The following is a 24,262-nucleotide window of genomic DNA, read 5'->3' on the forward strand; positions in this document are numbered from 1 at the left end:
CTCCGTCAGGAGGTGCAGACCTTGGTCAGTTCGCCCGCGGCGTCGGTGACCGGGCTGACGTCGGGGGTGTTGTCGCCGTTCCTGATGGCGGTGCGGACGTTGTCGACGGCCTTGCCGAGGTCGTCGACCGCCTTGTTGACGTCGGCGTTGTCGGTCTTGTCGCCGATCTTGTCGAGGTTCTTGTCGATGGAGGCGAGGGAGTCGTCGAGCTGGGTGGGGTCGTTGGAGGCGTTCTCCACGGCCTGCTGGAGGTCGGTGACGCTGTCGGCGATGGTGTCGGCGGTCTGGACGCAGTCCAGGGCCTTGTCGACGGCGTCGCAGCCGGTGGTGAGGCCGGTCGTGAGGGCGACGGCCGCCACGGCCGCGAGGGCGGTGGCGATGCCGCGGCTGCGGGCACTCCGGTCACGTCGAAGACTGCGGCGGCCTCGGCTGACGGCCATGGCTGTGGTCCCTCCCTCTGCGTCGGGCCCCGGTGGCCCCGCACTGGTCGGGCGCACGGCGGTGTGCCGTGCGCCCGCATACACAGGGACGCCGGGGTGGGCGCCGGAGGTTGCTTCAGCGGCCGTCTTGCCTTGGGCTTCCCTTTACTTTTCGAGGACCGTATCAAGTGCCTTGCGCTGCAGGGCGGCGAGTTCGGTGCAGCCGGTGACGGCCAGGTCGAGGAGGGCGTTGAGTTCGTCGCGGGCGAAGGGCTCGGCCTCGGCGGTGCCCTGGACCTCGACGAAGCGGCCGTCGCCGGTGCAGACGACGTTCATGTCGGTGTCGGCCCGTACGTCCTCCTCGTAGCGGAGGTCGAGGAGGGGGACGCCGCCGACGATGCCGACGGAGACGGCGGAGACCGTGCCGGTCAGCGGCTGGCGGCCGGCCTTGATCAGCTTCTTGCGCTGGGCCCAGGCGACGGCGTCGGCGAGGGCGACGTAGGCGCCGGTGATGGCGGCGGTGCGGGTGCCGCCGTCGGCCTGGAGGACGTCGCAGTCGAGGACGATGGTGTTCTCGCCGAGCGCCTTGTAGTCGATGACGGCGCGCAGGGAGCGGCCGATGAGCCGGGAGATCTCGTGGGTGCGGCCGCCGATCTTGCCGCGGACGGACTCGCGGTCGCCGCGGGTGTTGGTGGCGCGGGGCAGCATGGCGTACTCCGCGGTGACCCAGCCCTCGCCGCTGCCCTTGCGCCAGCGGGGGACGCCTTCGGTGACGGAGGCGGTGCAGAAGACCTTGGTGTCGCCGAAGGAGACGAGGACGGAGCCCTCGGCGTGCTTGCTCCAGCCGCGTTCGATGGTGATGGGGCGGAGCTGTTCGGGGGTGCGGCCGTCGATTCGTGACATGCCGCTGAGCCTAGCCGCAGGAGCGGAAGCGGAAAGGGGCCCTCCCGTAGGGACAAGGGTTCCGGGTATGGCGAAGGCCCCCGCCGGGGCAGGGGCCTTCGGGGGTGAACCGGCCGGGGTTCACATCATGTCTTCGATCTCCGCGGCGATCGGGTCGGCGTCGGTGCCGATGACGACCTGGATGGCGGTGCCCATCTTGACGACCCCGTGCGCGCCGGCGGCCTTGAGGGCGGCGTCGTCGACCTTGGCCGCGTCGACGACCTCGGTGCGCAGGCGGGTGATGCAGCCCTCGACCTCTTCGATGTTGTCGATGCCGCCGAGCCCGGCGACGATCTTCTCTGCCTTGCTGGCCATTTCGGTCTCCTCACGCACAGGTGGCCCAACTTCGCGAGCGATTGTGCCGTGTGTACCGAAGGATGACGTCACAGCAACCCACTCGTCCACGACTGGTCTACACCACACGACAGGCGGTCGCCAACCGATGACCACGGAAGCCGAGGTGAGCCCGGGCCGCGCCCGCTGGAACAGAGCGTTTCAGGGGCTGCAGAAGATGGGTCGCAGTCTGCAGCTGCCGATCGCCGTGCTGCCGGCCGCCGGCATCCTCAACCGCCTTGGCCAGCCGGACGTGTTCGGGGCGGACGGGCTGGGTTGGGACAACGTCTCGAAGGTGATGGCGGGTGCGGGCGGGGCGCTGCTCGACGGCTCGCTGGGTCTTCCGCTGTTGTTCTGTGTGGGTGTCGCGATCGGCATGGCGAAGAAGGCGGACGGTTCGACGGCGCTCGCGGCGGTCGCCGGGTTCCTCGTCTACCACAACGTGCTGCTGCAGTTCCCGAAGGACTGCCCGCCCGGTTCGAAGGCCCTGCCCGGTATCGGCTGCCAGGCGACGGTCGACAACTCCGTGGCGGGGTTCACGTACCAGAACCCGGGGGTCTTCGGCGGCATCGTGATGGGGCTGGTGACGGCGTTCTTCTGGCAGCGCTATCACCGCACGAAGCTGGTGGACTGGCTGGGCTTCTTCAACGGCCGGCGGCTGGTGCCGATCATCATGGCGTTCGTGGCGATCGCGTTCGCGGCGCTGAGTCTGTGGGTGTGGCCACCGATCGGCGACGGTCTGGAGAGTTTCTCCAACTGGCTGAAGGACCTGGGCTCCTGGGGTGCGGGCGTGTTCGGGGTGGCCAACCGGGCGCTGCTGGTGGTGGGGCTGCACCAGTTCCTGAACGTGCCCATCTGGTTCCAGTTCGGCAGTTACACCAAGCCGGACGGCACGGTGGTGCACGGTGACATCAACATGTTCCTGGCGGGCGATCCGAACGCGGGCCAGTTCACGTCCGGGTTCTTCCCGATCATGATGTTCGCGCTGCCGGCCGCCGCGTTGGCGATCACGCACTGCGCCCGTCCGGAACGGCGCAAGGAGGTCGGCGGCCTGATGCTGTCGGTCGCCCTGACGTCGTTCGTCACCGGGATCACCGAGCCGATCGAGTACTCGTTCCTGTTCATCGCGCCCGTGCTGTACGCGATCCACGCGCTGTTGACGGGTGTGTCGATGGCGGTGACGTGGGGGCTCGGGGTGCACGACGGGTTCAGCTTCTCGGCCGGGCTGATCGACTACATCATCAACTGGAACCTGGCGACGAGACCTTGGGCGATCGTCCCGATCGGGCTCGGGTTCGCCGTCGTCTACTACGCGATCTTCCGTTTCGCGATCACGAAGTTCGACCTCAGGACTCCGGGCAGGGAGCCGGAGGAGGAGCGCGAGGACGTCACCAAGGCGTAGGAGCGGGACGCCGTCGAGGCGTGCTCCTCAGGGGTCCTCGGGACGTAGCCGAACGTAGTACCACAGTCACGGGAATCGCGGGTTCCTTATGCCACCTTCATCGTGCTACAACAGGTCTACACCACTGAGTGGTGTAGACCACCACCCGATGGAGGAAGTCTATGAGCACCGCCACCGCGCCCACGGCGGCCCCCACGAAGAAGTGGGGATCAGGCCTGTTCCAGGGCCTGCAGAAGATTGGTCGCAGTCTGCAGCTCCCGATCGCCGTACTGCCGGCGGCCGGCATCCTGCTGCGCTTCGGCCAGCAGGACATCCACGACAAGCTGCACCTGCCCGACAAGGTCACGGCGGTCTTCGCAACGGCGGGTGGCGCGATCTTCGACAACCTGCCGCTGCTGTTCTGCATCGGTGTGGCGATCGGCTTCGCGAAGAAGTCCGACGGCTCGACGGCCCTCGCGGCGCTCGTCGGCTTCCTGGTCTACAGCAACGTCCTCAAGGCGTTCCCGGTCACCGAGGCGAAGGTCCTCAAGGGCGCGGACATAGCCGCGACCTACAACAACCCCGGTGTGCTCGGCGGCATCATCATGGGCCTGCTGTCCGCCGTGCTCTGGCAGCGCTTCCACCGCACCAAGCTGGTGGACTGGCTCGGCTTCTTCAACGGCCGCCGGCTGGTGCCGATCATCATGGCCTTCGTCGGTCTGGTCATGGGTGTCTTCTTCGGCCTGGTCTGGAAGCCGATCGGTGAGGGCATCTCCAACCTGGGCGAGCAGATCACGGGCCTGGGGGCCTTCGGTGCCGGTCTGTTCGGTCTGATCAACCGCGGTCTGATCCCGATCGGCATGCACCAGTTCGTCAACTCCGTGGCCTGGTTCCAGATCGGTGACTTCAAGAACGCCGCCGGCACCGTCGTGCACGGCGACCTGACCCGCTTCTTCGCCGGTGACCCGACCGCCGGTCAGTTCATGTCCGGCTTCTTCCCGATCATGATGTTCGGTCTGCCGGCCGCCGCGATCGCCATCGCGCACTCCGCCCGCCCCGAGCGCCGCAAGGCCGTGATGGGCATGATGATCTCGCTGGCGCTGACCTCCTTCATGACCGGTGTGACCGAGCCGATCGAGTTCTCGTTCATGTTCATCGCCCCGGTGCTCTACGGCATCCACGCGGTGCTCACCGCCCTGTCCATGGCCATCACCTGGGCCCTGGGCGTGCACGCGGGCTTCACCTTCTCCGCGGGCGCCATCGACTACGGCCTCAACTGGAACCTCGCCACCAAGCCCTGGCTGATCATCCCGATCGGTCTCGTCTTCGGCGCGATCTACTACGTCGTCTTCCGCTTCGCCATCACGAAGTTCAACCTCCCCACCCCGGGCCGCGAGCCCGAGGAGGAGGTCGAGGACCTCACCAAGGCGTGAGCCCACGACAGCACGAAGGGCCCGGAGCCGCACGGCTCCGGGCCCTTCGTCGTCGTGGCGTCAGATCTCGTACGTCACCCTCGGCGTCGCCAGCTCCACCGGGCCCGCGTACGCGGCACGCGCGTCGGCCAGGTTGATCTGCGGGTCGGTCCACGGCGGGATGTGGGTGAGGACCAGGCGCCGGGCGCCCGCCCGGGCCGCCGACTCCCCCGCCTCGCGGCCGTTGAGGTGCAGGTCGGGGATGTTCTCCTTGCCGTGCGTGAAGGCCGCCTCGCAGAGGAACAGGTCGGTGTCGCGGGCGAGTTCGTCCAGCACGGAGGTCACGCCCGTGTCACCGGAGTACGTCAGGGACCTGCCGCCGTGCTCGATCCGGATGCCGTACGCCTCCACCGGATGGGCCACGCGTTCCGTGTGCACCGTGAACGGGCCGATCTCGAACGTGGACGGCTTGACGGTGTGGAAGTCGAAGACCTCGCTCATCGAGGAGGCGGTGGGGGTGTCCGCGTAGGCGGTGGTCAGGCGGTGTTCGGTGCCTTCGGGGCCGTAGACGGGGATCGGGTCGCAGCGGCCGCCGTCGTGGCGGTAGTAGCGCGCGACGAAGTACGCGCACATGTCGATGCAGTGGTCGGCGTGCAGATGGCTGAGGAAGATCGCGTCGAGGTCGTAGAGACCGCAGTGGCGCTGCAGCTCGCCGAGGGCGCCGTTGCCCATGTCGAGGAGCAGCCGGAAGCCGTCGGCCTCGACGAGGTAGCTCGAGCAGGCCGATTCCGCGGACGGGAACGACCCCGAGCAGCCGACGACGGTGAGCTTCATGAAACAGAAACCTCCGCTGGCTGGAAATCCAGAGAATCCAGAAGATCGGGGATGGGGCGTCGGGGGTCGTGCGGTCCGTCGAGCGTAAGGCGCAAAACTCCTCGTCGCTCCTCCGCCAAGGGCTGTTGTGGGCGAACTCACCTGTGGTGTCACCGGTTCGGCTGGAAGTGGGGCGCGTGAGGCGTGAGAGAGGGCGCGCGCTGGGCGGTGCGCCCCGGTAACGTCGTCCCCATGGACACGTCCTGGTGGCTTGCGCTCGCGGCCGTGGTACTGCTGGCGCTGGTCGCCACGCTCGTCGACGGGTGGGGGCGCGGGAGGCGGCCCGGGGGGCGGCGGACGCGGCCGCCGGGGCGGCCGGGCGAGCGGGGACGGCAACGGCCCAGGCCCGCCGAGATCTGGTGGGCCGACGTCCCCATCGAGGACGGGCCCGGCGGAAAGGACCGGCCCTGCCTGGTGCTCGTGGTGCACGGGGAGCGGGCGACGGTCGCGAAGATCACCAGCAAGTACCACGGCGAGCGGCCCGGGGTGATCCCGCTGCCGCCGGGAGCGGTGGGCGACCGTCAGGGCCGGGCGAGCTTTTTGGAGACGGACGAGTTGCGCGAGGTGCCGGTGTGGCATTTCCGGCGGCGGGCCGGTGTGGTGGACCCGGTCCTGTGGGACCAGGTCCGTCACCTGGCGACGTGAGGCGCGCCTACGCCCAGAGTTGCCCCTGGAGGGCCTCGATGGCTTCCTCTGTCGTGGCCGCCGTGTAGACGCCCGTCGACAGGTACTTCCAGCCGCCGTCGGCCACGACGAACACGATGTCGGCGGACTCCCCCGCCTTCAGCGCCTTGTTGCCGACGCCGATGGCGGCGTGCAGGGCCGCGCCCGTGGAGACGCCCGCGAAGATGCCCTCCTGCTGGAGGAGTTCACGGGTGCGGGTGACGGCGTCCGCGGAGCCGACCGAGAAGCGGGTGGTGAGAACGGAGGCGTCGTACAGCTCGGGTACGAAGCCCTCGTCGAGGTTGCGCAGGCCGTACACCAGGTCGTCGTAGCGCGGTTCGGCGGCGACGACCTTGACGTCCGGCTTGTTCTCGCGGAGGTAGCGGCCGACGCCCATCAGGGTGCCGGTCGTGCCGAGGCCGGCCACGAAGTGGGTGATGGAGGGCAGGTCGGCGAGGATCTCCGGGCCGGTCGTGGCGTAGTGCGCGCCGGCGTTGTCGGGGTTGCCGTACTGGTAGAGCATCACCCAGTCCGGGTGCTCGGCGGAGAGCTCCTTGGCGACCCGTACGGCGGTGTTGGAGCCGCCCGCGGCCGGGGAGGGGATGATCTCGGCGCCCCACATGCCGAGCAGGTCCCGGCGCTCCTGCGAGGTGTTCTCGGGCATCACGCACACCATGCGGTAGCCCTTGAGCTTGGCGGCCATGGCGAGGGAGATGCCGGTGTTGCCGGAGGTCGGCTCCAGGATCGTGCAGCCCGGAGTCAGCCGGCCCTCCTTCTCCGCCTGCTCGATCATGTGCAGGGCGGGGCGGTCCTTGATCGAGCCGGTGGGGTTGCGGTCCTCCAGCTTGGCCCAGATCCGGACGTCCTCGGACGGCGACAGCCGCGGCAGGCACACCAGGGGGGTGTTGCCGACCGCGGCGATCGGGGAGTCGTAGCGCATGGGGATCAGGCCATACCGCCGGCCACGGCCGGCAGGATCGTGACGTTGTCGCCGTCGCCGAGCTTGGTGTTGATGCCGTCGAGGAAGCGGACGTCCTCGTCGTTCAGGTAGACGTTCACGAACCGGCGCAGCTCGCCGCCATCCACGATGCGGGCCTGGATGCCCGCATGCCGGGTCTCGAGGTCGGCGAAGAGCTCGGCGAGAGTGTCCCCGGTGCCCTCCACCGCCTTCTGACCGTCGGTGTAGGTGCGGAGGATGGTGGGGATGCGGACCTCGATGGCCATGGCTCAGGGCTCCTGTCGGAAGTTTTCGGCTGGTCGGTGCGCGCGCGGCAGCGCAGTCGTGCGGGGGTGGTGCGTGAGGCGCCGCGGCTCACGGCCGTACGGCGGCAGGGGTCAGCTCGGACAGAGGGCGCTGTTCAGCCTGCACAGGTCGACGTGCAGCCGCGCCACGAGCAGGGTGCCCGGCGTCTTTTCGCTCACGTCGTTGGAAACCATGCGGTCATCGTATCGATTCCCGGTCCCCGACCCGGAGTGTGATCTCACACTACGGACGCATTCCGACCGGCTGCTGAGACCGCACAGCTCAGGCGGACGCCCGGGTCACCGGCCGGGCCGGGCGCAGGGGCTCGGTACGGGCTCAGTATGCCTCGACGACGGCGACCTCCTCCTCGGTCACCTCGCCGTCCACGATCCGGAACGAGCGGAACTGGAACTCGCCGAGGCCGTCGGTGTCGGCGGTGGAGACCAGGACGTAGTGGGCGCCGGGCTCGTTCGCGTAGGAGATGTCGGTGCGGGAGGGGCGGGCCTCGGTGGCCGTGTGGGAGTGGTAGATGACCACCGGCTCCTCGTCGCGGTCGTCCATCTCGCGGTAGAGCTTGAGCAGGTCGCCGGAGTCGAACTCGTAGAAGGTCGGCGACATGGCCGCGTTGAGCATGGGGATGAAGCGCTCGGGGCGGTCCGAACCGGCCGGCCCGGCGATGACGCCGCACGCCTCGTCGGGGTGGTCCTTGCGCGCGTGGGCGACGATCTGGTCGACGAGGGCCTGGGTGATGGTCAGCATGCCGGCAAGGATAAGCAGAGGGGCCGCCCCGTACCGAAGGGTGGTACGGGGCGGCCCACATGCTGAACCGGGAGGTCAGCCGACCTTCTCGAGCTCCGGCTCGCGCCGCTCCGCGACCTGCGGGTGGCGGGCCTTCAGCACGGCCCAGCCGACGCCCAGTGCGGCGGCCCAGCCCGCCATCACGTAGAGGCAGATCCGCGAGTCGGCGTCGTAGGCGATGAGCCCCGTGACGAAGAGCAGGAAGACGATGGCGATCCAGCTGCACACCGCGCCGCCCGGCGCCGGGAAGGCGGAGGCGGGCAGCCGTCCGGCGACGACGGCACGTCGGTAGAGCACGTGGCTGACGAGGATCATCAGCCAGGTCCAGATGCCGGCCGCGGTGGCCACCGAGGTGACGTAGCCGAAGGCCTTCTCCGGGACGACGTAGTTCAGGACGACGCCGATGCCCATGAAGAGGACCGAGACGGTGATGCCGAAGGCCGGCGTCTTGGTCGAGGACAGCTTGCGGAAGACCGCCGGGGCCTCGCCGTTGTCGGCGAGGGTGCGCAGCATGCGGCCCGTGGAGTACATGCCGGAGTTGCAGGAGGACAGGGCCGCGGTCAGCACGACGAAGTTGACGATGCCCGCGCCGGCCGGGATGCCGATCACCGCGAACGCCTTCACGAAGGGGCTGACACCGGCCGCGAAGTCGGTCCACTTCACCACGCACAGGATGACGGTGAGGGCGCCGACGTAGAAGAGCGCGATGCGCCAGGGCAGGGTGTTGATCGCCTTGGGCAGCGTCTTCTCGGGGTTCTCGGACTCGCCCGCGGTGACGCCGACCAGCTCGACCGCGAGGTAGGCGAACATGACGCCCTGCAGGGTCATCAGGGAGGAGCCGATGCCCTTGGGGAAGAAGCCGTCGAACTGCCAGAGGTTGGCGACCGCGGCGGTGTCACCGGCGTTGCTGAAGCCGAGGGTGAGCACGCCGAGGCCGATCACGATCATGCCGATCAGGGCGGTGACCTTGACCATGGAGAACCAGAACTCGAGCTCGCCGAAGAGCTTCACCGAGATCAGGTTGACCCCGAAGAGGATCACCAGGAAGACCAGCGCGGTCACCCACTGCGGGACGTGCGGGAACCAGTAGTGGACGTAGATCGCGGCGGCCGTGAGCTCGGCCATGCCGGTGACGACCCACATCAGCCAGTACGTCCAGCCGGTGAAGTAGCCGAAGAACGGGCCGAGGAACTCGCGGGAGTACTCCGCGAAGGAGCCCGAGACCGGGCGGTACAGGAGCAGTTCGCCGAGCGCCCGCATGATGAAGAAGACGATGGCGCCGGCGAGGGCGTACATCAGGATGAGGCTGGGACCGGCCTTGGCGATGTTCGCCCCGGCCCCGAGGAAGAGGCCGACGCCGATGGCGCCGCCGATCGCGATCATCTGGACCTGGCGGCTGCCGAGTCCGCGCTCGTACCCCTCTTCGGAGGTCTGCTCCGAGCCTGTGTCGACCTGAGCGGAGGTCATGTGTGTGGTGCGCCTTTCTCCATGCCGACCCGGGCCTCTCGTCGGCCTCGGATCGGGTCTCGATCCCCCCGGATTGAATGGAGCTGAGCGGGCTGCGGGCCCGCTCGTGCCAGGCCGACGGTCGTCGGCGCTGTGGCGCACCCGGCCGAACATTCGGGTGGTGTTCGCCGGGCGGTCGTGAAGATTTATCACGGCCGCAACGCTGATCACGGGGCGCGGATGTGGCGCATCACACAAGGAGAAGGGACCAAACAGCGCAGAAAACGGACACACCCGGCCGGACCGGTGACTCGATCGTTATCCGGATTTGAGCGTCCTCTGAGCGAACACGGAACCTGCACATTTCAGGGCAGGAGGGTGTTCACCAGCGTCTCCTGGAGCCCGCCCAGCCAGAGATAGGCCATCACCATGGGCTTACGGGGGTCGTCGTCGGGGAGCCGGTAGAGGACGTCGGTGTCGTCCTCGTCGGTGATCTCCAGCCGGGAGCCGATCGCCAGACGCAGGTCGTTGAGGGAGCCCAGCCACTGCCGGGACTGCTCCGGGGACAGTTCGAGGACCGCTCCGCCGTCGGGGGCCGGGGTGAGCGCGTCGAGGGTGCGGACGACCGTGAGCGCGTTCTCCCGCTTGCCGGCGCGCAGGTCGTTCTCGGTGTAGCGGCGGAACTCGGCGGAGTGGGCCTGCTGTTCCTGCGCCTGCCGGGGGCCGGGGGTGCCCTCCGGGTCGCAGTAGGCGTCTGGGAAAAGCCGCTTGAGCACGGGGTCCCCGGGGGGCTCGCTCGGGCCCTCGGCGAAGAGCTCCGCGAGCGGGTCGTCGGAGGCGTCCGCGCCGGGTCCGGGGCCGATGAGTTCCAGCAACTGGACGGCGAGCGACCGGATGATGGAGATCTCGACGTCGTCGAGGGCGACGGCCGCACCGCCGCCGGGGAGCGGTTCGAAGTGTCCTGGCATGGAGGAGGTTCGCTACTTCCGGTCCTGCGCGCGGGAGGGGGTCATTTCCGGTCCTGCTGGAGGGTGGCCCACAGGCCGTAGCCGTGCATCGCCTGCACGTCGCGTTCCATCTCCTCGCGGCTACCGCTGGAGACGACCGCCCGGCCCTTGTGGTGGACATCGAGCATGAGTTTGGTGGCCTTGTCCTTCGAGTACCCGAAGTACGTCTGGAAGACGTAGGTCACGTAGCTCATGAGGTTGACCGGGTCGTTGTGAACGATCGTGACCCAGGGGACGTCCGGCTCGGGTACGGCGAAGACCTCCTCCGCCGACTCGGTGCGTTCGATCTCTACGGGAGCGGGTGACGTCACATGGCCCATGCTGCCACGGCCCCGATAAATCGTCACACTGACGCAAAGGGGTGTAGCATCATTGCCATGCTGCTCACGCCGGGGGACAACCCCCGGACCCCCGGCCGACCCTGGGGCACCCGGAGAAATGTGGCAAGGAGAGTTTTCGTGGATGTAGCGGACCTTGGGCTGCCGGTGGACGTTCCCTCTACGGCGCTCTTCACGGACCAGTACGAGCTCACGATGCTTCAGGCCGCCTTGAAGGCCGGTACCGCCGAACGGAGGTCGGTCTTCGAGGTCTTCACCCGGCGGCTGCCCGAGGGGCGCCGCTACGGCGTCGTGGCCGGCACCGGGCGGGTCCTGGACGCCGTGGAGAACTTCCGCTTCGACGCCGGCGTCCTGGGCTTCCTGCGCGAGAAGGGCATCGTCGACGAGCCGACCCTGGAATGGCTCGCCGGCTACCGGTTCAGCGGCGACGTATGGGGCTACCCCGAGGGCGAGGTGTACTTCCCGGGCTCGCCGATCATGCGGGTCGAGGGGTCGTTCGCCGAGTGCGTGCTGCTGGAGACCGTGATCCTCTCCATCCTCAACCACGACTCCGCCATCGCCGCGGCCGCCTCCCGCATGTCCTCGGCCGCCGGTGTGCGCCCGCTGATCGAGATGGGCGCCCGCCGCACCCACGAGCTCGCGGCCGTCGCCGCCTCCCGCGCGGCCTACGTCGGCGGTTTCTCCTCCACCTCCGACCTCGCGGCCGGCTTCCGCTACAACATCCCGACCGTCGGCACCTCGGCCCACGCCTTCACCCTGCTCCACGACCACGAAAGGGACGCCTTCCGCGCCCAGGTGGACTCCCTCGGCCGGGGCACGACCCTGCTCGTGGACACCTACGACGTCACCGAGGCCGTCCGGATGGCCGTCGAGGTCGCCGGGACCGAGCTGGGTGCCGTGCGCATCGACTCCGGCGACCTGCTGCTGGTCGCGCATCGGGTGCGCCAGCAGCTGGACGAGCTGGGCGCGACCGGCACGAAGATCATCGTGACCTCGGACCTGGACGAGTACGCCATCGCCTCGCTGGCGGCGGCGCCCGTGGACGCGTACGGCGTCGGCACCCAGCTGGTCACCGGGTCCGGGCACCCGACGGCGTCCATGGTCTACAAGCTGGTCGCCCGCGCGGAGTCCGACGACCCCAAGGCGCCCCTGGTGCCGGTGGCGAAGAAGTCCAGCGGCGGCAAGACGTCCGTCGGCGGCCGTAAGTGGGCGGCGCGGCGCCTCGACGCCGACGGGGTCGCGGAGGCCGAGGTCGTCGGCACGGGCCCCGTCCCGGCCGAGCTCGCCGACCGGCAGTTGCTGGTGGAGCTGATCAAGGGCGGCGACGTGATCGCCCGCGAGCCGCTGGACGCCGTACGCGACCGGCACACGGCCGCGCGGGCCGGCCTGCCGCTGTCGGCCACCCAGCTGTCGCGCGGGGAACCCGTCATTCCGACGGAGTACGTACAGGCTCGCTCGGGTAGCCAGTAGCGGGTGCTCACCGCACGCCCCCGCGGATACGCCCTCTCGTGCCCCCTCCCCTGCGCCCCCCGAACTCAATAGGCTCGGAAGTTCACCGGCCGGGCCCGCACCCCCCTTCTCCCCCCGACCCCATAGTCGAAGGACACCGACCATGCGCCGCGCCTTGATCGTCGTAGACGTGCAGAACGACTTCTGCGAGGGGGGCAGCCTCGCCGTGGCCGGGGGTGCCGACGTGGCCGCCGCCGTCACCGAACTGATCGGGCAGGCGGCCGGCTCCGGCTACCAGCACGTGGTGGCCACCCGCGACCACCACATCGCGCCCGGCGGTCACTTCGCCGACAACCCCGACTTCGTCCACTCCTGGCCCGCGCACTGCGTCGCCGGCACCGAGGGCGTCGGCTTCCACCCGAACTTCGCCCCCGCCGTCGCCTCCGGCGCCATCGACGCCGTCTTCGACAAGGGGGCGTATGCGGCGGCCTACAGCGGCTTCGAGGGCGCCGACGAGAACGGCGTCCCGCTGGCCGAGTGGCTGCGCGCCCGGGACGTCGTCGAGGTCGACGTGGTCGGTATTGCCACGGACCACTGCGTGCGGGCCACCGCGCTGGACGCGGCACGCGAGGGCTTCCGCACCCAGGTGCTGCTCGACCTGACCGCCGGCGTCGCCCAGGAGACCACCGACCGCGCGCTCGAGGAGATGCGCGGGGCAGGAGTGGAACTGACCGGCAAGCCGGTGGTCGCGTAGCCCGACCCGGCACCACCGCCTCCCACCCGAAACGGCACCGCCGGACGGCGACGCCGTGGCCGGTCGCCGTCCGGCGGACAAACGACGCGTACCGGCGTATGCGGCGTGGGCCGCAGTGCGATGCCGCCAGCGCGGCCCGACCGCCCCCGGAACGGCACCGCCGGACGGCGACGTCGTGGTTGATCGCCGTCGCGGCGGAGAGAAGGGCACCGGCCTGAGGCACCCGACCGGCTGCCTCGGCCCCCGAAGCGGCCGGCCGACCGCCCCCGCGCCCCGCCGGTCACCACAACGACACGACCGACCCCGAGACGGCACCGCCGGACGGCGACGTCGTGGTTGATCGCCGTCGCGGCGGAGAGAAGTGCGCCTGCGGGGAGAACCGGCCTGAGACGCCCGGTCAGGCGCCCCTGCCCCGAGACGGCCGGCCGACCGGCCCCGCGCCGCCGGTCACCACAATGACGCGACCGACCCGGACCGGCAGCGCCGGACGGCGACGTTGTGGCTGGTCGCCGTCGCGGCGGACAAACAACGCGTACCGGCGTGGTCGGACCGGAGCGGACTGACGCCGCCGGCCGGTACTTCCCCGCGTAAGCGGCGCGGCCGGGCCGCCCCGGACGGCACCGCCGGATCGCGGCGTCGTGGTTGATCGCCGTCGCGGCGGGGAGAGGTGCCCGGGGCCGTTATGCCGGAGCCGCCGGGCGGCGGAGTAGGGCCTTGATCGGGTGCCACAGTTCCTGGACCAGGTCCGGGGCGGGCAGGACACCGTTGTCAGGGGCCGTGCGCCATATCAGGCCGTCGGGATGGTGCAGGACGGCCGTGATCTCGTCCGGGGTCGGCGGGGCCGCGTTGCCCCGCAGGTAGACGGCCCGCATGCCCAGGTTGCGCAGCCTGGTCAGGGCGCGCGCCCGGTTGCGGGCGTGGACGAGGACACGGACGCAGTCCGTGCCGTCGGCGGTGGGGCTGGGCAGGTTCAGCGCCACCACCACGCTGCCGCTCGGCAGCTTGCAGAAACCTCCTGCGGCCATGCAGGTCACACCCCCGTGCGAGTCGGTGTCGAAGGGACTGTCAATAAGAACGGCACAGCACGCACCTAAACACGATCGGCGGCGACCCGCCAAGGGGTCACCGCCGATACGTCTCTGACCTGCGAAAACTCGGACTACTTCAGTGCGGGTCCCACCTCGAGCGAGATCCTCGACCCGTCGAGGGCCTCCCGGACGATCTTGATCTTGGTGTTGGTGTCAGTGACCTTGACACCCGCGGCCGGGTTCGAGGTGTCGTAGTAGGTGCTCGCGTGGTCGTTGAAGACCGGCACCCCCCACGACCACTTGATCTTGGTCGCGACGTCCGCCTTGTGCAGCGTGATGCCGTCCGTCGGGTAGAGGCTGAACGGCGAGTCGTAGGCCTGGATGCGGCCCCGCATCAGCGTGCCGTCGGACCACTTCATCGGCACCGGGTGCGAGTCGATCGGCAGGATCTGACCCGTGCCCGGGTGGTCACCGGTGTTGTTGTCCGGCTGAGAGGTGTCCCACTTCCAGATCAACAGGCCGTTCTGGTACGGGTAGTGCTCCACCCAGTCCGGACGGGTCGTCGAGAAGCCGAAGTTGTACGGGCCGACCTTCAGGGTCTTGTCGTACGACACGTACTGGCGGTTCTCGGCGATGTAGTACTGCTTGTAGTCCTTGGTGAAGGACGCGCCGATGCGGGAGAAGCCGCTCGCGGTCCAACCGGCGTCCGCGGACTCGGCGTTGTCGGAGAAGACCGCCGCACCGTCGGCCGTCACGGTGATCTCGTCGGCCGCGAAGCCCTTGAGCGCCACACCGCCGTCCGTCTGGTAGCGGAAGCGCAGGTCGATCTTCTTGCCCGCGTAGGCGTCGAGCGAGTACGACAGCTTCTTGTAGCCGTCGATCGTGCCCGTCAGCGCCGGCTTGTCGCTGCCGTCGCGCGGGATGGCCTGGCCGTCCACCGTGCCGTCCAGGGCGGTCCAGTTGGCGCCGCCGTCGGTCGAGACCTCGGCGTAGAGGAAGTCGTAGTTCGCCTCGATGTCGTAGTAGCCGTCGAGGGCCAGCGTCGCCGCGGACTTGCCGGTGAGGTCCACCGACCGGGTCAGCGTGTTCTTCAGGTCGTTGCCGCTGCCGCTCCACCACTGGGTCGAGCCCTGCGCCGGGGTGACCACCTCGGTGGTGACCGCCTTGTCGGGCAGCGTGACCACGAGGGCCTGCTTGTTCTTGGTGTTGTACTCGGCGACGCCCAGCTTGTGCTTCGACTTCGTCGCGGCCTTCGCCGTGTCGTAGTTCAGCCAGCCCAGCTGGAGCTTGTCCCAGGCGTTCATGTCGCCCGGCAGGTCGCCGATGGCGTTCTTGCCGGTGCCGAGCCAGGAACCGGAGGACATCAGGGTCCAGAACCCGGTGGAGTTCTCGCCGCCGTTGGTGTCGTACTCGTCCGGCAGGCCGAGGTCGTGGCCGTACTCGTGGGCGTAGACGCCGAGTCCGCCGTTCTCCGGCTGCATCGTGTAGTCGCCGACCCAGACGCCGGTGTCGCCGACCTGGGTGCCGCCGAGCTTGTTGTTCGCGGGGCCGGTGGCGCCGGCGTCGGAGCCGAACGCGTACCAGCGGTGCGCCCAGATCGCGTCGGTGCCCTGCGCGCCGCCGCCGGCGGACTCGTCCTCGCCGGCGTGCACGATCTGGAAGTGGTCGACGTAGCCGTCGGGCTCGTTGAAGTCGCCGTCGCCGTCGAAGTCGTAGCGGTCCCACTGGTCGTACTGGGCGAGGTCCGCCTTGATGTCGGCGTCCGACTCGCCCGCCGCCTTCTGGCCGGCGACCCAGGAGGTCAGGCCGTCGCGCACCAGGTTCCAGACGCTGGAGCAGGTGGTGGAGCCGCAGGCGTTGTTGCCGTAACGGGCCTCGTTGTAGGGCACCTTGACCCAGTCGGTGACCTCGCCGTCGACCGAGTAGCGGCCCGAGGACTGCTTCTCGTAGTACTTCTTCAGCGACTCGGTGTTCTTGCCGGTGCCGAAGTACAGGTCCTGGAAGTGCTGCTGGTCGTAGTCCGCCTGCCAGGCCGTGGAGTTGTCCTTGGCCCGGTCCGGCTCGGCTATCCGGTTGTGCAGCGGGCCGGCGGTGCCGCCGTAGCGGCTGTCGGCCTGGTCGCCGAACTCGACCAGGATCGTGAAGATCTTGTCCGTCTTCTCGCGACCCAGTTCTACGTACTTGGAGTCGCCCTTCTTGCTCTTGAGCTGGACGACCCGCGAACCGTCGCGGTCCTTCACCGAGGTCTTTCCGGAGATGACCTGCTTCAGGGCCTCCTGGCGCTGCGCCTCCTGGGTCTTGGAGAGCGGACCGTCGAGGTCGTGCTCCTTGGTGCTCTGGGCCGCGGCCGGGTCACGGCGGTCCACGGTGGCGGACTTGGCGCTGTCGGCGGCCTGCGCCACGCCGAACGTCGAGAACGTGGCTGTCGCCGCCGCGAGTGCGACACCGACCGCGCCGGTTCTGAACGTCCAATGTTTAAGAGTCACTTGAGTTCCTCGTGGTCACGTTGGTAAGTCAAGTGACGCAATTTGACTAGAGGTCGGTAAGAAAAGACAGACCTTGACTTGAGCAGGACAAGTGCACTATGCGGAGCCGGGGTTCGCTTTGCGGACACCCCGACCGGCGCGTTCGAACGTCCACTTGATGGACGCCATGACTCCGTGCGCCCCCTGTGCACCGGCACTGTTGGTTAGGTCACGCTTACTGTTCGTTCCAGTCGGGCACACACGCGATTAGAGTCGGATGGCGGCACGCCCCGAAACAGGCGGAAAGCCAGGCCGACGCCCCCCGTGGACCCCCACTTCCGAGGACACGATTGCCATGCCTCGTCCGACTGCCGCACAGCTGACCTACGGCTCCTGCACCGTCATCTTCTCGACGCTCGCCATGCTGCTGCTGTCCCAGACGAGTTCGGGCGTGGGGATCGCGGTCATCGCCGTCTCGGCGCTCGCCCTGGGCCTCCTGGTCGCCATGACGGTGCCGCTGCCGAGGACGAAGGTCGTCGCGGTGTCCCGGCCCGCGCCGGAGCAGGCCGAGGAGCCCGTGCCCGCCGTGGCCTCGGGTTCGTCGAAGGCCGCCTGAGACGGTCCCGCCGGTGCCGGTCAGTCGGTGCTGACCACCACCGTCTTCGCCGCCTTGTCGTGCAGGCCCTGCTTGTAGGGCCGGTCGAAGTAGCTCCAGCCGCCCGAGATCGCGGTCCAGATGCAGGCGCAGCAGAACGCGAACGGGATCCACAGCACCGCCGCCCGCGCCAGCGAGGTCTGCACCGAGGGCGTGGAGCCGTTGTCGAGGTTCGCCACCCGCATCCTCAGCCACTTCTTGCCGAGCGTCTGCCCGGAGTTGCTGATCATGAAGGTGTCGTAGGCGACGTAGAGCACGGCGGCGATGACGGACTGCGCGAAGGACTTGCCGACCGCCACGTTGTTGCCGTTGACGGTGTACTCGTGCACGCCGATCGGCCAGGTGACCAGCCAGACGACGATGCCGACGAGGATCAGGTCGATGATCCGGGCCAGTGTGCGCCTGCCGCTGTCGGCGAGCGGGGGCATCCCGGCGAGCGGATCGCCGGGGTGGGGCCCGCCGCCGTAGGGGCCACCGCCGTAGGGCGGCGGCTGCTGACCGTATGGCGGCTGCTGACCGCCTGAGGGCGGTTGCTGGCCGGGTGGAGGCTGTTTCCTGAACGGGTCGTCTTCCGGCGGCTGCTGTCCCGAGCCGGGCGGTTCGGTCGTCATGGCCCGAGTGGACCGCGAACGCCCCGGCTCCGCATCCGGCGGACGGCCGTCCGGAGTACCGATTCGAGTACGCCGTACGGCCGACCCGCTCAGCCCGCGACGAACGTACGCGCCGCCTTGTCGTGCCAGCACTGGCGCCACGGCCGGTCGAACAGGCACCACGCCACGCCGACGACACCGATGCCGAGCAGGCCGGGCACGCAGTAGACGAGCCAGCGGCGCAGGGCCCCGCCGAAGGACGGCGGCTCGTGCGCCTCGATGTCCCGCACCTCCAGGCCGAGCAGCTTCTTGCCGAGCGTGCGGCCCCACCTGGCGGTGGGCATCGCCTCGTAGAGCACACCGACCACGAGCAGGACGGCCAGGATGATGCCGAAGTACACCGAGGTGGTGCCGTCCAGCAGCCAGACGGTGACGGTCCGTCCGCTGAGCCTGGCCTCGTCGATCTTGCCGTTGATGTGGTCGACCGCCTTGGTGCCGAGCGGGACGGCGGCCACGGCGGTGACGCCCGCGACGACGATCGTGTCCAGCAGCCGGGCGGCGAACCGCTTGCCCAGGCTTGCCGGGCGGGCGGCGGCCGCGTTCATGGCGGCCTGCTGGAAGATGTCCGCCACCGGGGGCTTCCAGGGCGCGACGGGCTGCTCCTCCTCGGCGCCCGCGAGCCGGTGCACCTGCTGGGCCCAGGAGGCCTGGCCGCCACCGGGCCCGGCGGCCATCGGGGTGGCGGCGGGCTGGGGACCGCCGGGCTGCGGCGGCACCGATACGGAGGGCTGCTGGGAGAGCGCGGCCGGGGCGGCGCCCTGGGCACCGGCGGCCTGTGCCTGCGCCGCGCGTTCGGCGGCGGCCAGGCCGGCGTTGAAGCCGGGGGCATCGGGCCCGGCGGCGGAGGCCTGCGGTCCGAACGCCGGGCCGCCGGAGGCACCGGCGGACGCGGCGGCCCCGGACGACGGCGGCTGGACGCCGGAACCGGACGCACCGGCCCCCGGGGCCGGCCGTGCTCCTCCCCCGGCGCCCGCGGGCGCCCCCGTGCCGCCGCCCTGCGCCCCGCCCTGCTGCCCCGTGCGCTGGGACACGGCGCGGAAGGTCATGGTGCCCTCGTCGGCGGCGGGGCCACCGGGGGCGGGCGTGGCGGAGGAGCCGTCGGACGCACCGCCCTGGGGGCCGGCGTCGGCGGTCACCCTGCGGAAGACGAACGTCCCGCCGGAGTCGGCCTCGGATGGGTCAGTCCGGGCGGGCGGGATCGTCGCGGAACCGTCCGTGCTGGTCGTGCGGTCCGGGCCGTCGGCCCCGGCAACACGGGGGTCGGCGCCCCAGGAGACGCGGCGGTCCTGTTCGCCGCCGAAGCCGGACTGCCGGGAGCGGTCGGCGCCCCAGGCGGACGCCGGCTCGGGACGGCCGCCCTCAGGGGGTTCCGCCGAGGCCGCCTGCCCCGGCTCGGGGTCCTCGTCGAAGAAGTGCGGGCCGGTCTCCTCGACCAAGGGGACCGAGGGGGCCTGGGCCTGCGCCGGAACCGGGCCCGACCCGGGCGGCGGGTCGAGCGACTCGCCGTCCGACGGCGCCGGACGGCTGGTGCCCGGTACCCAGGCGGCACCGTTCCAGTACCGGACATATCCAGGAATGGACGGGTCCGGGTAGTACCCTTCGCGGGGCCTGTCGTCGCCGGGGGCCGGGGATGGGGCGCTCATGTCCGTCGTCCCGTATCTGCTCGCGGGTGAATATGGGGGCCACCACATCTATCAGACCGGCGCGGGCCGCACCCCCGGTCCCGCCGGACCCACCCTTTTCCGGGCAACCTCATGCACCGGATTCACACGCTCGGAGAAAACTTCTCCGAACCCGCGTAATGGTTGCGGCCCCACCTCTCTCTCCCCTGTACGGGGCTGCCCACAGGGGCCCGTACACCTGCCCGAGAGAGGAACCGGACGTCATGCACTACACCGTCGTGGAACGCGAGTTGGACCTCAGGCTGATCCTGTCTCCGGACCGCGGTATCCCGGTACCGGCCCGGCTCAGCTACCGCACGGACGATCCGTACGCCGTGCATGTCGCCTTCCACATCAACTCCGAGCACCCCGTGGGATGGACGTTCTCGCGCGAGCTGCTGGTGGAGGGGGTGTTCCGGCCGTGCGGGCAGGGTGACGTGCGGGTGTGGCCGACCAAGACCGAGGGGCGCGCTGTCGTGCTGATGGCGCTCAGTTCGCCGGACGGGGAAGCCCTGCTGGAGGCGCCCGCCGGGCAGGTGTCCGCCTGGCTGGAGCGGACGCTGCGGGTGGTGCCCCCGGGGACCGAGGGCGAACAGCTGGGGATCGACGACGCGCTCGACCAGTTGCTCGCCCGGTGACCGCTCGGTCGGCCCGGTCAGAAGAGCTTGCCGGGGTTGAGGATGCCCAGCGGATCGAAGACGTGCTTGATCTGCCGTTGCATCTCCACCCCGACCGGCCCGATCTCGCGCGCCAGCCACTCCTTCTTCAGCACGCCCACGCCGTGTTCGCCGGTGATCGTGCCGCCGAGCTGGAGGCCGAGGGCCATGATCTCGTCGAAGGACTCTCGGGCGCGCCGGGACTCGTCGGGGTCGGCGGCGTCGAAGCAGACGGTGGGGTGGGTGTTGCCGTCGCCGGCGTGCGCGCAGACGCCGATGGTGAGGCCGTACTTCTCGGCGATGCGCTCCACACCCTCCAACATCTCGCCGAGCCTGGAGCGGGGCACGCACACGTCGTCGATCATCGTCGTGCCCTTGACCGCCTCCAGCGCGGTCAGCGAGAGCCGCCGGGCCTGGAGGAGGAGTTCGGACTCGGCGACGTCGTCGGCGGGGACCACCTGGGTGGCGCCGGCGGCCTCGCACAGGGCGCCGAGGGCGGCGAGGTCGGCGGCGGGGTCCGGGGTGTCGAAGGCGGCCAGTAGCAGGGCCTCGGTGCTCTCCGGCAGGCCCATGTGGGCCAGGGCGTTGACGGCCTTCACCGTCGTGCGGTCCATGAGTTCGAGCAGCGAGGGGACGTGGCCGCCCGCCATGATCCGGCACACCGCGTCGCAGGCGGCGGTCGCGGAGGCGAACTCGGCGGCCAGCACGAGCTGCTCGGGCGGCTGCGGCTTGAGCGCCAGGACCGCCCGGACGACGATGCCGAGGGAGCCCTCGGAGCCGACGAAGAGGCGGGTGAGGTCGTAGCCGGCGACGCCCTTCGCGGTGCGGCGGCCGGTGGACATGAGGCGGCCGTCGGCGAGGACGACGTCGAGTCCGAGGACGTACTCGGCCGTCACGCCGTACTTGACGCAGCACAGGCCGCCCGAGGCGGTGCCGATGTTGCCGCCGATCGTGCACATCTCCCAGCTGGAGGGGTCGGGCGGGTAGTACAGGCCGTGTTCGTTGACCGCGCGGGAGAGCGTGGCGTTGACGACGCCCGGTTCGACCACGGCGATGCGGTCGACCGGGTTGATCTCCAGGATGCGGTCCATCTTGGTCAGGGACAGCGCGATGCAGCCCTCGCAGGTGTTGGCGCCGCCGGACAGGCCGGTGCGGGCGCCCTGCGGGACGACCGGGACGCGCAGTTCGGTGGCGATGCGCATGACGTGCTGGACCTGCTCGACGGTGCGGGGCAGCACGACCACGGCCGGGGGGCCGGCGGGACAGAAACTGGCCATGTCGTTGGCGTAGGACGCCGTGACGTCGGGGTCGATCAGGACGGCCTCGGCGGGCAGACCGGTCAGGAGCCGGTCGACGAGGTTTCCGGTGGCTGCGTCGGAGGGCGCTTCGATACGGCTCATGATCACAGCGTCGCACCCGGGGCCATCGGTGTGAACCCCGTCTACGGCAGTGGACGTATGCCGGGTGTGGTCGTCGTACTGGCGCAGAGTGAGCGGCATGGAGAAGGAGCAGGAGGAACGGCGTCCGCGGACCGGCGGGCGGGGGCTGCTCGCCGCTCTCGCCGGGTCCCTGGTGCTCGGCGCGGTGGTGGCGCTGTGGCCCTGGGAACGGCCCGTGACCAGGCCCGTCGTTGCTCCGGCGGCGGGCGCGCAGGCGCTGTCGGCCGTCGTCGCGGGGGCGCCGGCCGGATTGCCGGAACTGGGGACGCTGATCGGGGAGCGGGAGGCGTGGGTGCGGGGGCATCCGGGGGACGCGCGGGCCTGGGCGGTGCTGGGGGCGGCGTACGTGGAGCAGGGGCGGCGTACCGCGGACCCGGCGAACTATCCGCGGGCCGAGCGGGCGCTGCGGACCTCGCTGCGGGTCGCGGGGACACGGAAGGACGTGCGGGTCGCGGCGCTGGACGGGATGGCGGCGCTGGCGAACGCGCGCCGCGACTTCCCGGCCGCGCGGTCCTGGGGCGAGACGGCGCTGAAAGTGGAGCCGAAGCGGTGGACGACGTATCCGCCGCTGCTCGACGCCTACACCGGGCTCGGTGACCACAAGGCGGTCGAGCGGACCCTGGACCGACTGCTGGAGCTGCACAGCGGGCCCGCCGTGCGGGCGCGGGCGGCGGCCGTCTACCGCGACCGGGGCTGGCGCGAGGACGCGGCGGCCCAGCTGTCCGACGCGGCGGCGGGGGCGTCGTCGCCCGCCGAGCGGGCGGCGTGGCTGGAGCGGGCCGGGCAGCTGTCCTGGGAGCGCGGGGACCTTGAGGACGCGCTGCGGCGTTTCCAGGAGGCGGTGCGCATCGATCCCGACCAGCGGGCGGCGCAGGCGGGGCAGGGGCGGGCACTGGCCGCGCTGGGGCGGACGACGGAGGCGCTGAACGCCTACCGGGTGGCCCTCGCCAAGCAGCCGTGTCCCCAGTACGCCCTGGAACTGGGCGAGTTGTACGAGTCGATCGGGCTGGGTCAGGCGGCCCGGGTGGAGTACGACGCCGTGCGGGCGCGGGTGCGCGAGGTGGCCGAGGCGGGGGTCGACGAGACGCTGGTGCTCGGGCGGCTGGAGGCCGACCACGGGGACGCGCGGGCCGCCGTGGACCTGTTGCGCGCCGAGTGGCGCAAGCAGCCCGGCATCGAGGTGGCCGACGCGCTGGGCTGGGCGCTGCACCGGGCCGGGCAGGACAAGGAGGCGCTGCGGTTCGCGACGGCGGCGACGGACCCGGTGCACGGGGGCGGGGTGCGCAGCGCCCTGTACGCGTACCACCGGGGTGTGATCGAGCGGGACTTGGAGCAGTACGGGCCGGCGCGGCGGCATCTGCGGGAGGCGCTGCGCGTCAACCCGTACTTCTCCGTACTGCAAGTCCCCTCGGCGAGGCAGGCGTTGGCGGCGCTGGGCGAGCCGCCGGACGTGCCGGTGCCGGGCGCCGGGGAGAGCAAGGAGCCTCAGGACGAGGAGGATTGAGTCACACGGCGGCGGTGCCGATGAGGGCGTTGCGGGTCACCAGCGCGGCCAGCTGCTCCTCGCCCAGGTCCTGCGTGCCCTCGGGCCGGCGCGGCAGCACCATGTAGCGGGTCTCGGCGCTGGAGTCCCACACGGTGATCTCCGTGGCGGCCGGCAGTTCCAGGCCGAACTCCGCCAGGACCGCCCGTGGTTCACGGACCACCCGGGAGCGGTAGGCCTCCGACTTGTACCAGCTGGGGGACGGGCCGAGCAGGCGCAGCGGATAGCAGGAGCAGAGGGTGCAGACGATGACGTTGTGGGTCGTCGCGGTGTTCTCGACGACCCTCAGGCGCTGGTACGAGCCCTCCATGAAGCCGAGTTCACGGACCGCGGACGTGCCGTCCGCCAGCAGGCGGGACCTGAACTCCTCGTCCAGCCAGGCCCGCGCGACGACGCGTGCCCCGTTCGCCGGTGTCGCCCCGGACAGGGTCGCGTCGATGATCTCGTCGAGCCGGGCGCCGGAGAGGACACCCTTCTCCTCCAGCAGGGTCTCCAGGCGTCGTACCCGACGGGCGATCGTCGCGTCGGAGTGGTCACCGCTCATGCCCGTGATCCTCTTCCAGATAGCTTTCCCACAGATCCAGTACGACGTGGTGGTCGCCCTCGCCCCACAGGTCGCGGGCCGCGAACCGGACCGCGTAGACCTGCTCCACGGGCGCGTCCCCGCGGCCCTGCGCGCTGACGTCGGCCAGTTCCGCCGGTCCCTCCGGTTCGATCACGACGCCCCGCTTGCCGCGGGCGTAGCGCGGCAGGCGGGTGTGATGGGGCGGGTCGTGGTGGAAGGTGCGGACGCGGGTGCCGGGCGGGAAGCGGTCAGCGGGCATCGAGCTCACCCGGCTTCAGCACGCCCTTGCGTTCGAGCAGGATGCGGATCGCCTCGAACCAGCGCGCGTAGTACGACGTCGACAGATACTCCGTCGGCGGCATGGACTCGATCGCGTTCCGGAACTCGTTGGTGTTGAACAGCCCTTGCTCGCGCAGGGCGTTGAGCAGCCCGACGACCCGGGCCTCCCAGTCCGCGTGGAAGGGTTCGGCGTCGTCGGTGATGTCGACCGCACCGAAGCCCTGCGTCCCGCCCACGTCGTTGATCCTGGCCATGCGGACAGG

At 70.4% G+C, this 24,262-nt stretch carries 27 protein-coding genes; 8 read left to right on the plus strand and 19 right to left on the minus strand.

Annotation, left to right across the window (positions count from 1 at the left end):
- Positions 1–5: 5 nt before the first annotated feature.
- The 3 genes from FBY22_RS36545 to FBY22_RS36555 all read right to left on the minus strand — a co-directional run bounded on the left by FBY22_RS36545 (position 6) and on the right by FBY22_RS36555 (position 1,676).
- The gene (locus FBY22_RS36545) at positions 6–440 is read right to left on the minus strand and encodes a hypothetical protein (RefSeq protein ID WP_142152241.1); all 435 of its coding nucleotides are present in this window, start codon (positions 438–440) and stop codon (positions 6–8) included.
- Between the two features lie 144 nt (positions 441–584).
- Entirely contained in the window at positions 585–1,322 is a 738-nt protein-coding gene (gene rph / locus FBY22_RS36550; protein ID WP_142152242.1) for a ribonuclease PH, read from the minus strand.
- Positions 1,323–1,442: 120 nt separating this feature from the next.
- Entirely contained in the window at positions 1,443–1,676 is a 234-nt protein-coding gene (locus FBY22_RS36555) for a glucose PTS transporter subunit EIIB (RefSeq protein ID WP_058925056.1), read from the minus strand.
- A 127-nt stretch (positions 1,677–1,803) separates the two neighbouring features.
- Between FBY22_RS36555 and FBY22_RS36560 the strand changes: the two genes are divergently transcribed.
- Both FBY22_RS36560 and FBY22_RS36565 read left to right on the plus strand, forming a co-directional pair.
- The gene (locus FBY22_RS36560) at positions 1,804–3,096 is read left to right on the plus strand and encodes a PTS transporter subunit EIIC (protein WP_142152243.1); all 1,293 of its coding nucleotides are present in this window, start codon (positions 1,804–1,806) and stop codon (positions 3,094–3,096) included.
- A gap of 161 nt (positions 3,097–3,257) precedes the next feature.
- A complete protein-coding gene (locus FBY22_RS36565; protein WP_142152244.1) occupies positions 3,258–4,508 on the plus strand; it encodes a PTS transporter subunit EIIC in 1,251 nt (416 codons plus the stop codon).
- Between the two features lie 60 nt (positions 4,509–4,568).
- Here FBY22_RS36565 and FBY22_RS36570 read toward each other — a convergent pair whose 3' ends face one another.
- A complete protein-coding gene (locus FBY22_RS36570; protein WP_142152245.1) occupies positions 4,569–5,321 on the minus strand; it encodes an MBL fold metallo-hydrolase in 753 nt (250 codons plus the stop codon).
- Between the two features lie 231 nt (positions 5,322–5,552).
- On the opposite strand from FBY22_RS36570, the gene FBY22_RS36575 reads away from it, so the two are divergent.
- Entirely contained in the window at positions 5,553–6,005 is a 453-nt protein-coding gene (locus tag FBY22_RS36575; protein ID WP_142152246.1) for a type II toxin-antitoxin system PemK/MazF family toxin, read from the plus strand.
- A 7-nt stretch (positions 6,006–6,012) separates the two neighbouring features.
- Here the strand turns inward: FBY22_RS36575 and FBY22_RS36580 are convergent, their stop codons facing one another.
- The 7 genes from FBY22_RS36580 to clpS form a co-directional block, all read right to left on the minus strand.
- Positions 6,013–6,963, minus strand: coding sequence for a PLP-dependent cysteine synthase family protein (locus FBY22_RS36580; RefSeq protein ID WP_142152247.1), 951 nt, complete (start codon positions 6,961–6,963; stop codon positions 6,013–6,015).
- A 5-nt stretch (positions 6,964–6,968) separates the two neighbouring features.
- Positions 6,969–7,247 (minus strand): MoaD/ThiS family protein, encoded by a 279-nt coding sequence (locus FBY22_RS36585; protein WP_142152248.1) that lies wholly within the window; start codon positions 7,245–7,247, stop codon positions 6,969–6,971.
- Positions 7,248–7,358: 111 nt separating this feature from the next.
- Positions 7,359–7,460 carry a putative leader peptide gene (locus FBY22_RS45815; protein WP_313905473.1) on the minus strand — a complete coding sequence of 34 codons (102 nt, stop codon included), beginning with the start codon at positions 7,458–7,460 and terminating at the stop codon, positions 7,359–7,361.
- A 142-nt stretch (positions 7,461–7,602) separates the two neighbouring features.
- Positions 7,603–8,025, minus strand: a complete 423-nt coding sequence (locus tag FBY22_RS36595; protein WP_142152250.1) for a Mov34/MPN/PAD-1 family protein — start codon at positions 8,023–8,025, stop codon at positions 7,603–7,605.
- A 75-nt stretch (positions 8,026–8,100) separates the two neighbouring features.
- Complete coding sequence (locus FBY22_RS36600; protein WP_142152251.1) at positions 8,101–9,531, minus strand: amino acid permease; 1,431 nt, start codon at positions 9,529–9,531, stop codon at positions 8,101–8,103.
- A gap of 344 nt (positions 9,532–9,875) precedes the next feature.
- A complete protein-coding gene (locus FBY22_RS36610; RefSeq protein WP_142152252.1) occupies positions 9,876–10,478 on the minus strand; it encodes a DUF2017 domain-containing protein in 603 nt (200 codons plus the stop codon).
- A gap of 41 nt (positions 10,479–10,519) precedes the next feature.
- Complete coding sequence (gene clpS, locus FBY22_RS36615) at positions 10,520–10,837, minus strand: ATP-dependent Clp protease adapter ClpS (RefSeq protein ID WP_142152253.1); 318 nt, start codon at positions 10,835–10,837, stop codon at positions 10,520–10,522.
- Between the two features lie 138 nt (positions 10,838–10,975).
- Here clpS and FBY22_RS36620 point away from each other — a divergent pair, with 138 nt between their 5' ends.
- Positions 10,976–12,325, plus strand: a complete 1,350-nt coding sequence (locus FBY22_RS36620) for a nicotinate phosphoribosyltransferase (protein WP_142152254.1) — start codon at positions 10,976–10,978, stop codon at positions 12,323–12,325.
- Between the two features lie 142 nt (positions 12,326–12,467).
- Positions 12,468–13,058 carry an isochorismatase family protein gene (locus FBY22_RS36625; protein ID WP_142152255.1) on the plus strand — a complete coding sequence of 197 codons (591 nt, stop codon included), beginning with the start codon at positions 12,468–12,470 and terminating at the stop codon, positions 13,056–13,058.
- A gap of 680 nt (positions 13,059–13,738) precedes the next feature.
- Here FBY22_RS36625 and FBY22_RS36630 read toward each other — a convergent pair.
- Both FBY22_RS36630 and FBY22_RS36635 read right to left on the minus strand, forming a co-directional pair.
- Positions 13,739–14,083 (minus strand): hypothetical protein, encoded by a 345-nt coding sequence (locus tag FBY22_RS36630; RefSeq protein WP_058928382.1) that lies wholly within the window; start codon positions 14,081–14,083, stop codon positions 13,739–13,741.
- A 134-nt stretch (positions 14,084–14,217) separates the two neighbouring features.
- Positions 14,218–16,572 carry an immune inhibitor A domain-containing protein gene (locus FBY22_RS36635; RefSeq protein WP_142152256.1) on the minus strand — a complete coding sequence of 785 codons (2,355 nt, stop codon included), beginning with the start codon at positions 16,570–16,572 and terminating at the stop codon, positions 14,218–14,220.
- A 334-nt stretch (positions 16,573–16,906) separates the two neighbouring features.
- On the opposite strand from FBY22_RS36635, the gene FBY22_RS36640 reads away from it, so the two are divergent.
- Entirely contained in the window at positions 16,907–17,167 is a 261-nt protein-coding gene (locus tag FBY22_RS36640) for a hypothetical protein (RefSeq protein ID WP_142152257.1), read from the plus strand.
- A 20-nt stretch (positions 17,168–17,187) separates the two neighbouring features.
- Here the strand turns inward: FBY22_RS36640 and FBY22_RS36645 are convergent, their stop codons facing one another.
- Both FBY22_RS36645 and FBY22_RS36650 read right to left on the minus strand, forming a co-directional pair.
- Complete coding sequence (locus FBY22_RS36645) at positions 17,188–17,817, minus strand: RDD family protein (RefSeq protein WP_142152258.1); 630 nt, start codon at positions 17,815–17,817, stop codon at positions 17,188–17,190.
- Between the two features lie 89 nt (positions 17,818–17,906).
- Positions 17,907–19,499, minus strand: a complete 1,593-nt coding sequence (locus FBY22_RS36650; RefSeq protein WP_142152259.1) for an RDD family protein — start codon at positions 19,497–19,499, stop codon at positions 17,907–17,909.
- A 242-nt stretch (positions 19,500–19,741) separates the two neighbouring features.
- Between FBY22_RS36650 and FBY22_RS36655 the strand changes: the two genes are divergently transcribed.
- Complete coding sequence (locus FBY22_RS36655) at positions 19,742–20,155, plus strand: SsgA family sporulation/cell division regulator (protein WP_142152260.1); 414 nt, start codon at positions 19,742–19,744, stop codon at positions 20,153–20,155.
- A gap of 17 nt (positions 20,156–20,172) precedes the next feature.
- Here FBY22_RS36655 and FBY22_RS36660 read toward each other — a convergent pair whose 3' ends face one another.
- Complete coding sequence (locus FBY22_RS36660) at positions 20,173–21,579, minus strand: FAD-binding oxidoreductase (RefSeq protein WP_142152261.1); 1,407 nt, start codon at positions 21,577–21,579, stop codon at positions 20,173–20,175.
- Positions 21,580–21,670: 91 nt separating this feature from the next.
- Between FBY22_RS36660 and FBY22_RS36665 the strand changes: the two genes are divergently transcribed.
- On the plus strand, positions 21,671–23,116 hold the full coding sequence (locus FBY22_RS36665) for a tetratricopeptide repeat protein (RefSeq protein WP_142152262.1): 1,446 nt from the start codon (positions 21,671–21,673) through the stop codon (positions 23,114–23,116).
- A gap of 1 nt (position 23,117) precedes the next feature.
- Here the strand turns inward: FBY22_RS36665 and nthA are convergent, their stop codons facing one another.
- From nthA to FBY22_RS46120, 3 genes are read right to left on the minus strand one after another with little or no spacing between them, the layout of a single operon-like run.
- On the minus strand, positions 23,118–23,699 hold the full coding sequence (nthA, locus tag FBY22_RS36670) for a nitrile hydratase subunit alpha (RefSeq protein ID WP_142152263.1): 582 nt from the start codon (positions 23,697–23,699) through the stop codon (positions 23,118–23,120).
- Positions 23,689–23,979 carry an SH3-like domain-containing protein gene (locus tag FBY22_RS46115; RefSeq protein WP_142152264.1) on the minus strand — a complete coding sequence of 97 codons (291 nt, stop codon included), beginning with the start codon at positions 23,977–23,979 and terminating at the stop codon, positions 23,689–23,691. Before FBY22_RS46115 ends, nthA begins: the two co-directional genes overlap by 11 nt.
- Complete coding sequence (locus tag FBY22_RS46120) at positions 23,969–24,253, minus strand: SH3-like domain-containing protein (protein ID WP_142152265.1); 285 nt, start codon at positions 24,251–24,253, stop codon at positions 23,969–23,971. The genes FBY22_RS46115 and FBY22_RS46120 overlap by 11 nt, the downstream gene beginning before the upstream one ends.
- Positions 24,254–24,262: the final 9 nt, after the last annotated feature.

Origin of the sequence: Streptomyces sp. SLBN-31 (assembly GCF_006715395.1) — a bacterium.
GTDB lineage: Bacteria > Actinomycetota > Actinomycetes > Streptomycetales > Streptomycetaceae > Streptomyces.

Excerpts from the sequence above, each read along its gene's own strand:
- FBY22_RS36545 (WP_142152241.1), bottom strand. The coding sequence starts at position 440 with ATGGCCGTCAGCCGAGGCCGCCGCAGTCTTCGACGTGACCGGAGTGCC.
- rph (WP_142152242.1), bottom strand. The coding sequence starts at position 1,322 with ATGTCACGAATCGACGGCCGCACCCCCGAACAGCTCCGCCCCATCACC.
- FBY22_RS36555 (WP_058925056.1), bottom strand. The coding sequence starts at position 1,676 with ATGGCCAGCAAGGCAGAGAAGATCGTCGCCGGGCTCGGCGGCATCGAC.
- FBY22_RS36560 (WP_142152243.1), top strand. The coding sequence starts at position 1,804 with ATGACCACGGAAGCCGAGGTGAGCCCGGGCCGCGCCCGCTGGAACAGA.
- FBY22_RS36565 (WP_142152244.1), top strand. The coding sequence starts at position 3,258 with ATGAGCACCGCCACCGCGCCCACGGCGGCCCCCACGAAGAAGTGGGGA.
- FBY22_RS36570 (WP_142152245.1), bottom strand. The coding sequence starts at position 5,321 with ATGAAGCTCACCGTCGTCGGCTGCTCGGGGTCGTTCCCGTCCGCGGAA.
- FBY22_RS36575 (WP_142152246.1), top strand. The coding sequence starts at position 5,553 with ATGGACACGTCCTGGTGGCTTGCGCTCGCGGCCGTGGTACTGCTGGCG.
- FBY22_RS36580 (WP_142152247.1), bottom strand. The coding sequence starts at position 6,963 with ATGCGCTACGACTCCCCGATCGCCGCGGTCGGCAACACCCCCCTGGTG.
- FBY22_RS36585 (WP_142152248.1), bottom strand. The coding sequence starts at position 7,247 with ATGGCCATCGAGGTCCGCATCCCCACCATCCTCCGCACCTACACCGAC.
- FBY22_RS45815 (WP_313905473.1), bottom strand. The coding sequence starts at position 7,460 with ATGGTTTCCAACGACGTGAGCGAAAAGACGCCGGGCACCCTGCTCGTG.
- FBY22_RS36595 (WP_142152250.1), bottom strand. The coding sequence starts at position 8,025 with ATGCTGACCATCACCCAGGCCCTCGTCGACCAGATCGTCGCCCACGCG.
- FBY22_RS36600 (WP_142152251.1), bottom strand. The coding sequence starts at position 9,531 with ATGACCTCCGCTCAGGTCGACACAGGCTCGGAGCAGACCTCCGAAGAG.
- FBY22_RS36610 (WP_142152252.1), bottom strand. The coding sequence starts at position 10,478 with ATGCCAGGACACTTCGAACCGCTCCCCGGCGGCGGTGCGGCCGTCGCC.
- clpS (WP_142152253.1), bottom strand. The coding sequence starts at position 10,837 with ATGGGCCATGTGACGTCACCCGCTCCCGTAGAGATCGAACGCACCGAG.
- FBY22_RS36625 (WP_142152255.1), top strand. The coding sequence starts at position 12,468 with ATGCGCCGCGCCTTGATCGTCGTAGACGTGCAGAACGACTTCTGCGAG.
- FBY22_RS36630 (WP_058928382.1), bottom strand. The coding sequence starts at position 14,083 with ATGGCCGCAGGAGGTTTCTGCAAGCTGCCGAGCGGCAGCGTGGTGGTG.
- FBY22_RS36640 (WP_142152257.1), top strand. The coding sequence starts at position 16,907 with ATGCCTCGTCCGACTGCCGCACAGCTGACCTACGGCTCCTGCACCGTC.
- FBY22_RS36645 (WP_142152258.1), bottom strand. The coding sequence starts at position 17,817 with ATGACGACCGAACCGCCCGGCTCGGGACAGCAGCCGCCGGAAGACGAC.
- FBY22_RS36650 (WP_142152259.1), bottom strand. The coding sequence starts at position 19,499 with ATGAGCGCCCCATCCCCGGCCCCCGGCGACGACAGGCCCCGCGAAGGG.
- FBY22_RS36655 (WP_142152260.1), top strand. The coding sequence starts at position 19,742 with ATGCACTACACCGTCGTGGAACGCGAGTTGGACCTCAGGCTGATCCTG.
- FBY22_RS36665 (WP_142152262.1), top strand. The coding sequence starts at position 21,671 with ATGGAGAAGGAGCAGGAGGAACGGCGTCCGCGGACCGGCGGGCGGGGG.
- nthA (WP_142152263.1), bottom strand. The coding sequence starts at position 23,699 with ATGAGCGGTGACCACTCCGACGCGACGATCGCCCGTCGGGTACGACGC.
- FBY22_RS46115 (WP_142152264.1), bottom strand. The coding sequence starts at position 23,979 with ATGCCCGCTGACCGCTTCCCGCCCGGCACCCGCGTCCGCACCTTCCAC.
- FBY22_RS46120 (WP_142152265.1), bottom strand. The coding sequence starts at position 24,253 with ATGGCCAGGATCAACGACGTGGGCGGGACGCAGGGCTTCGGTGCGGTC.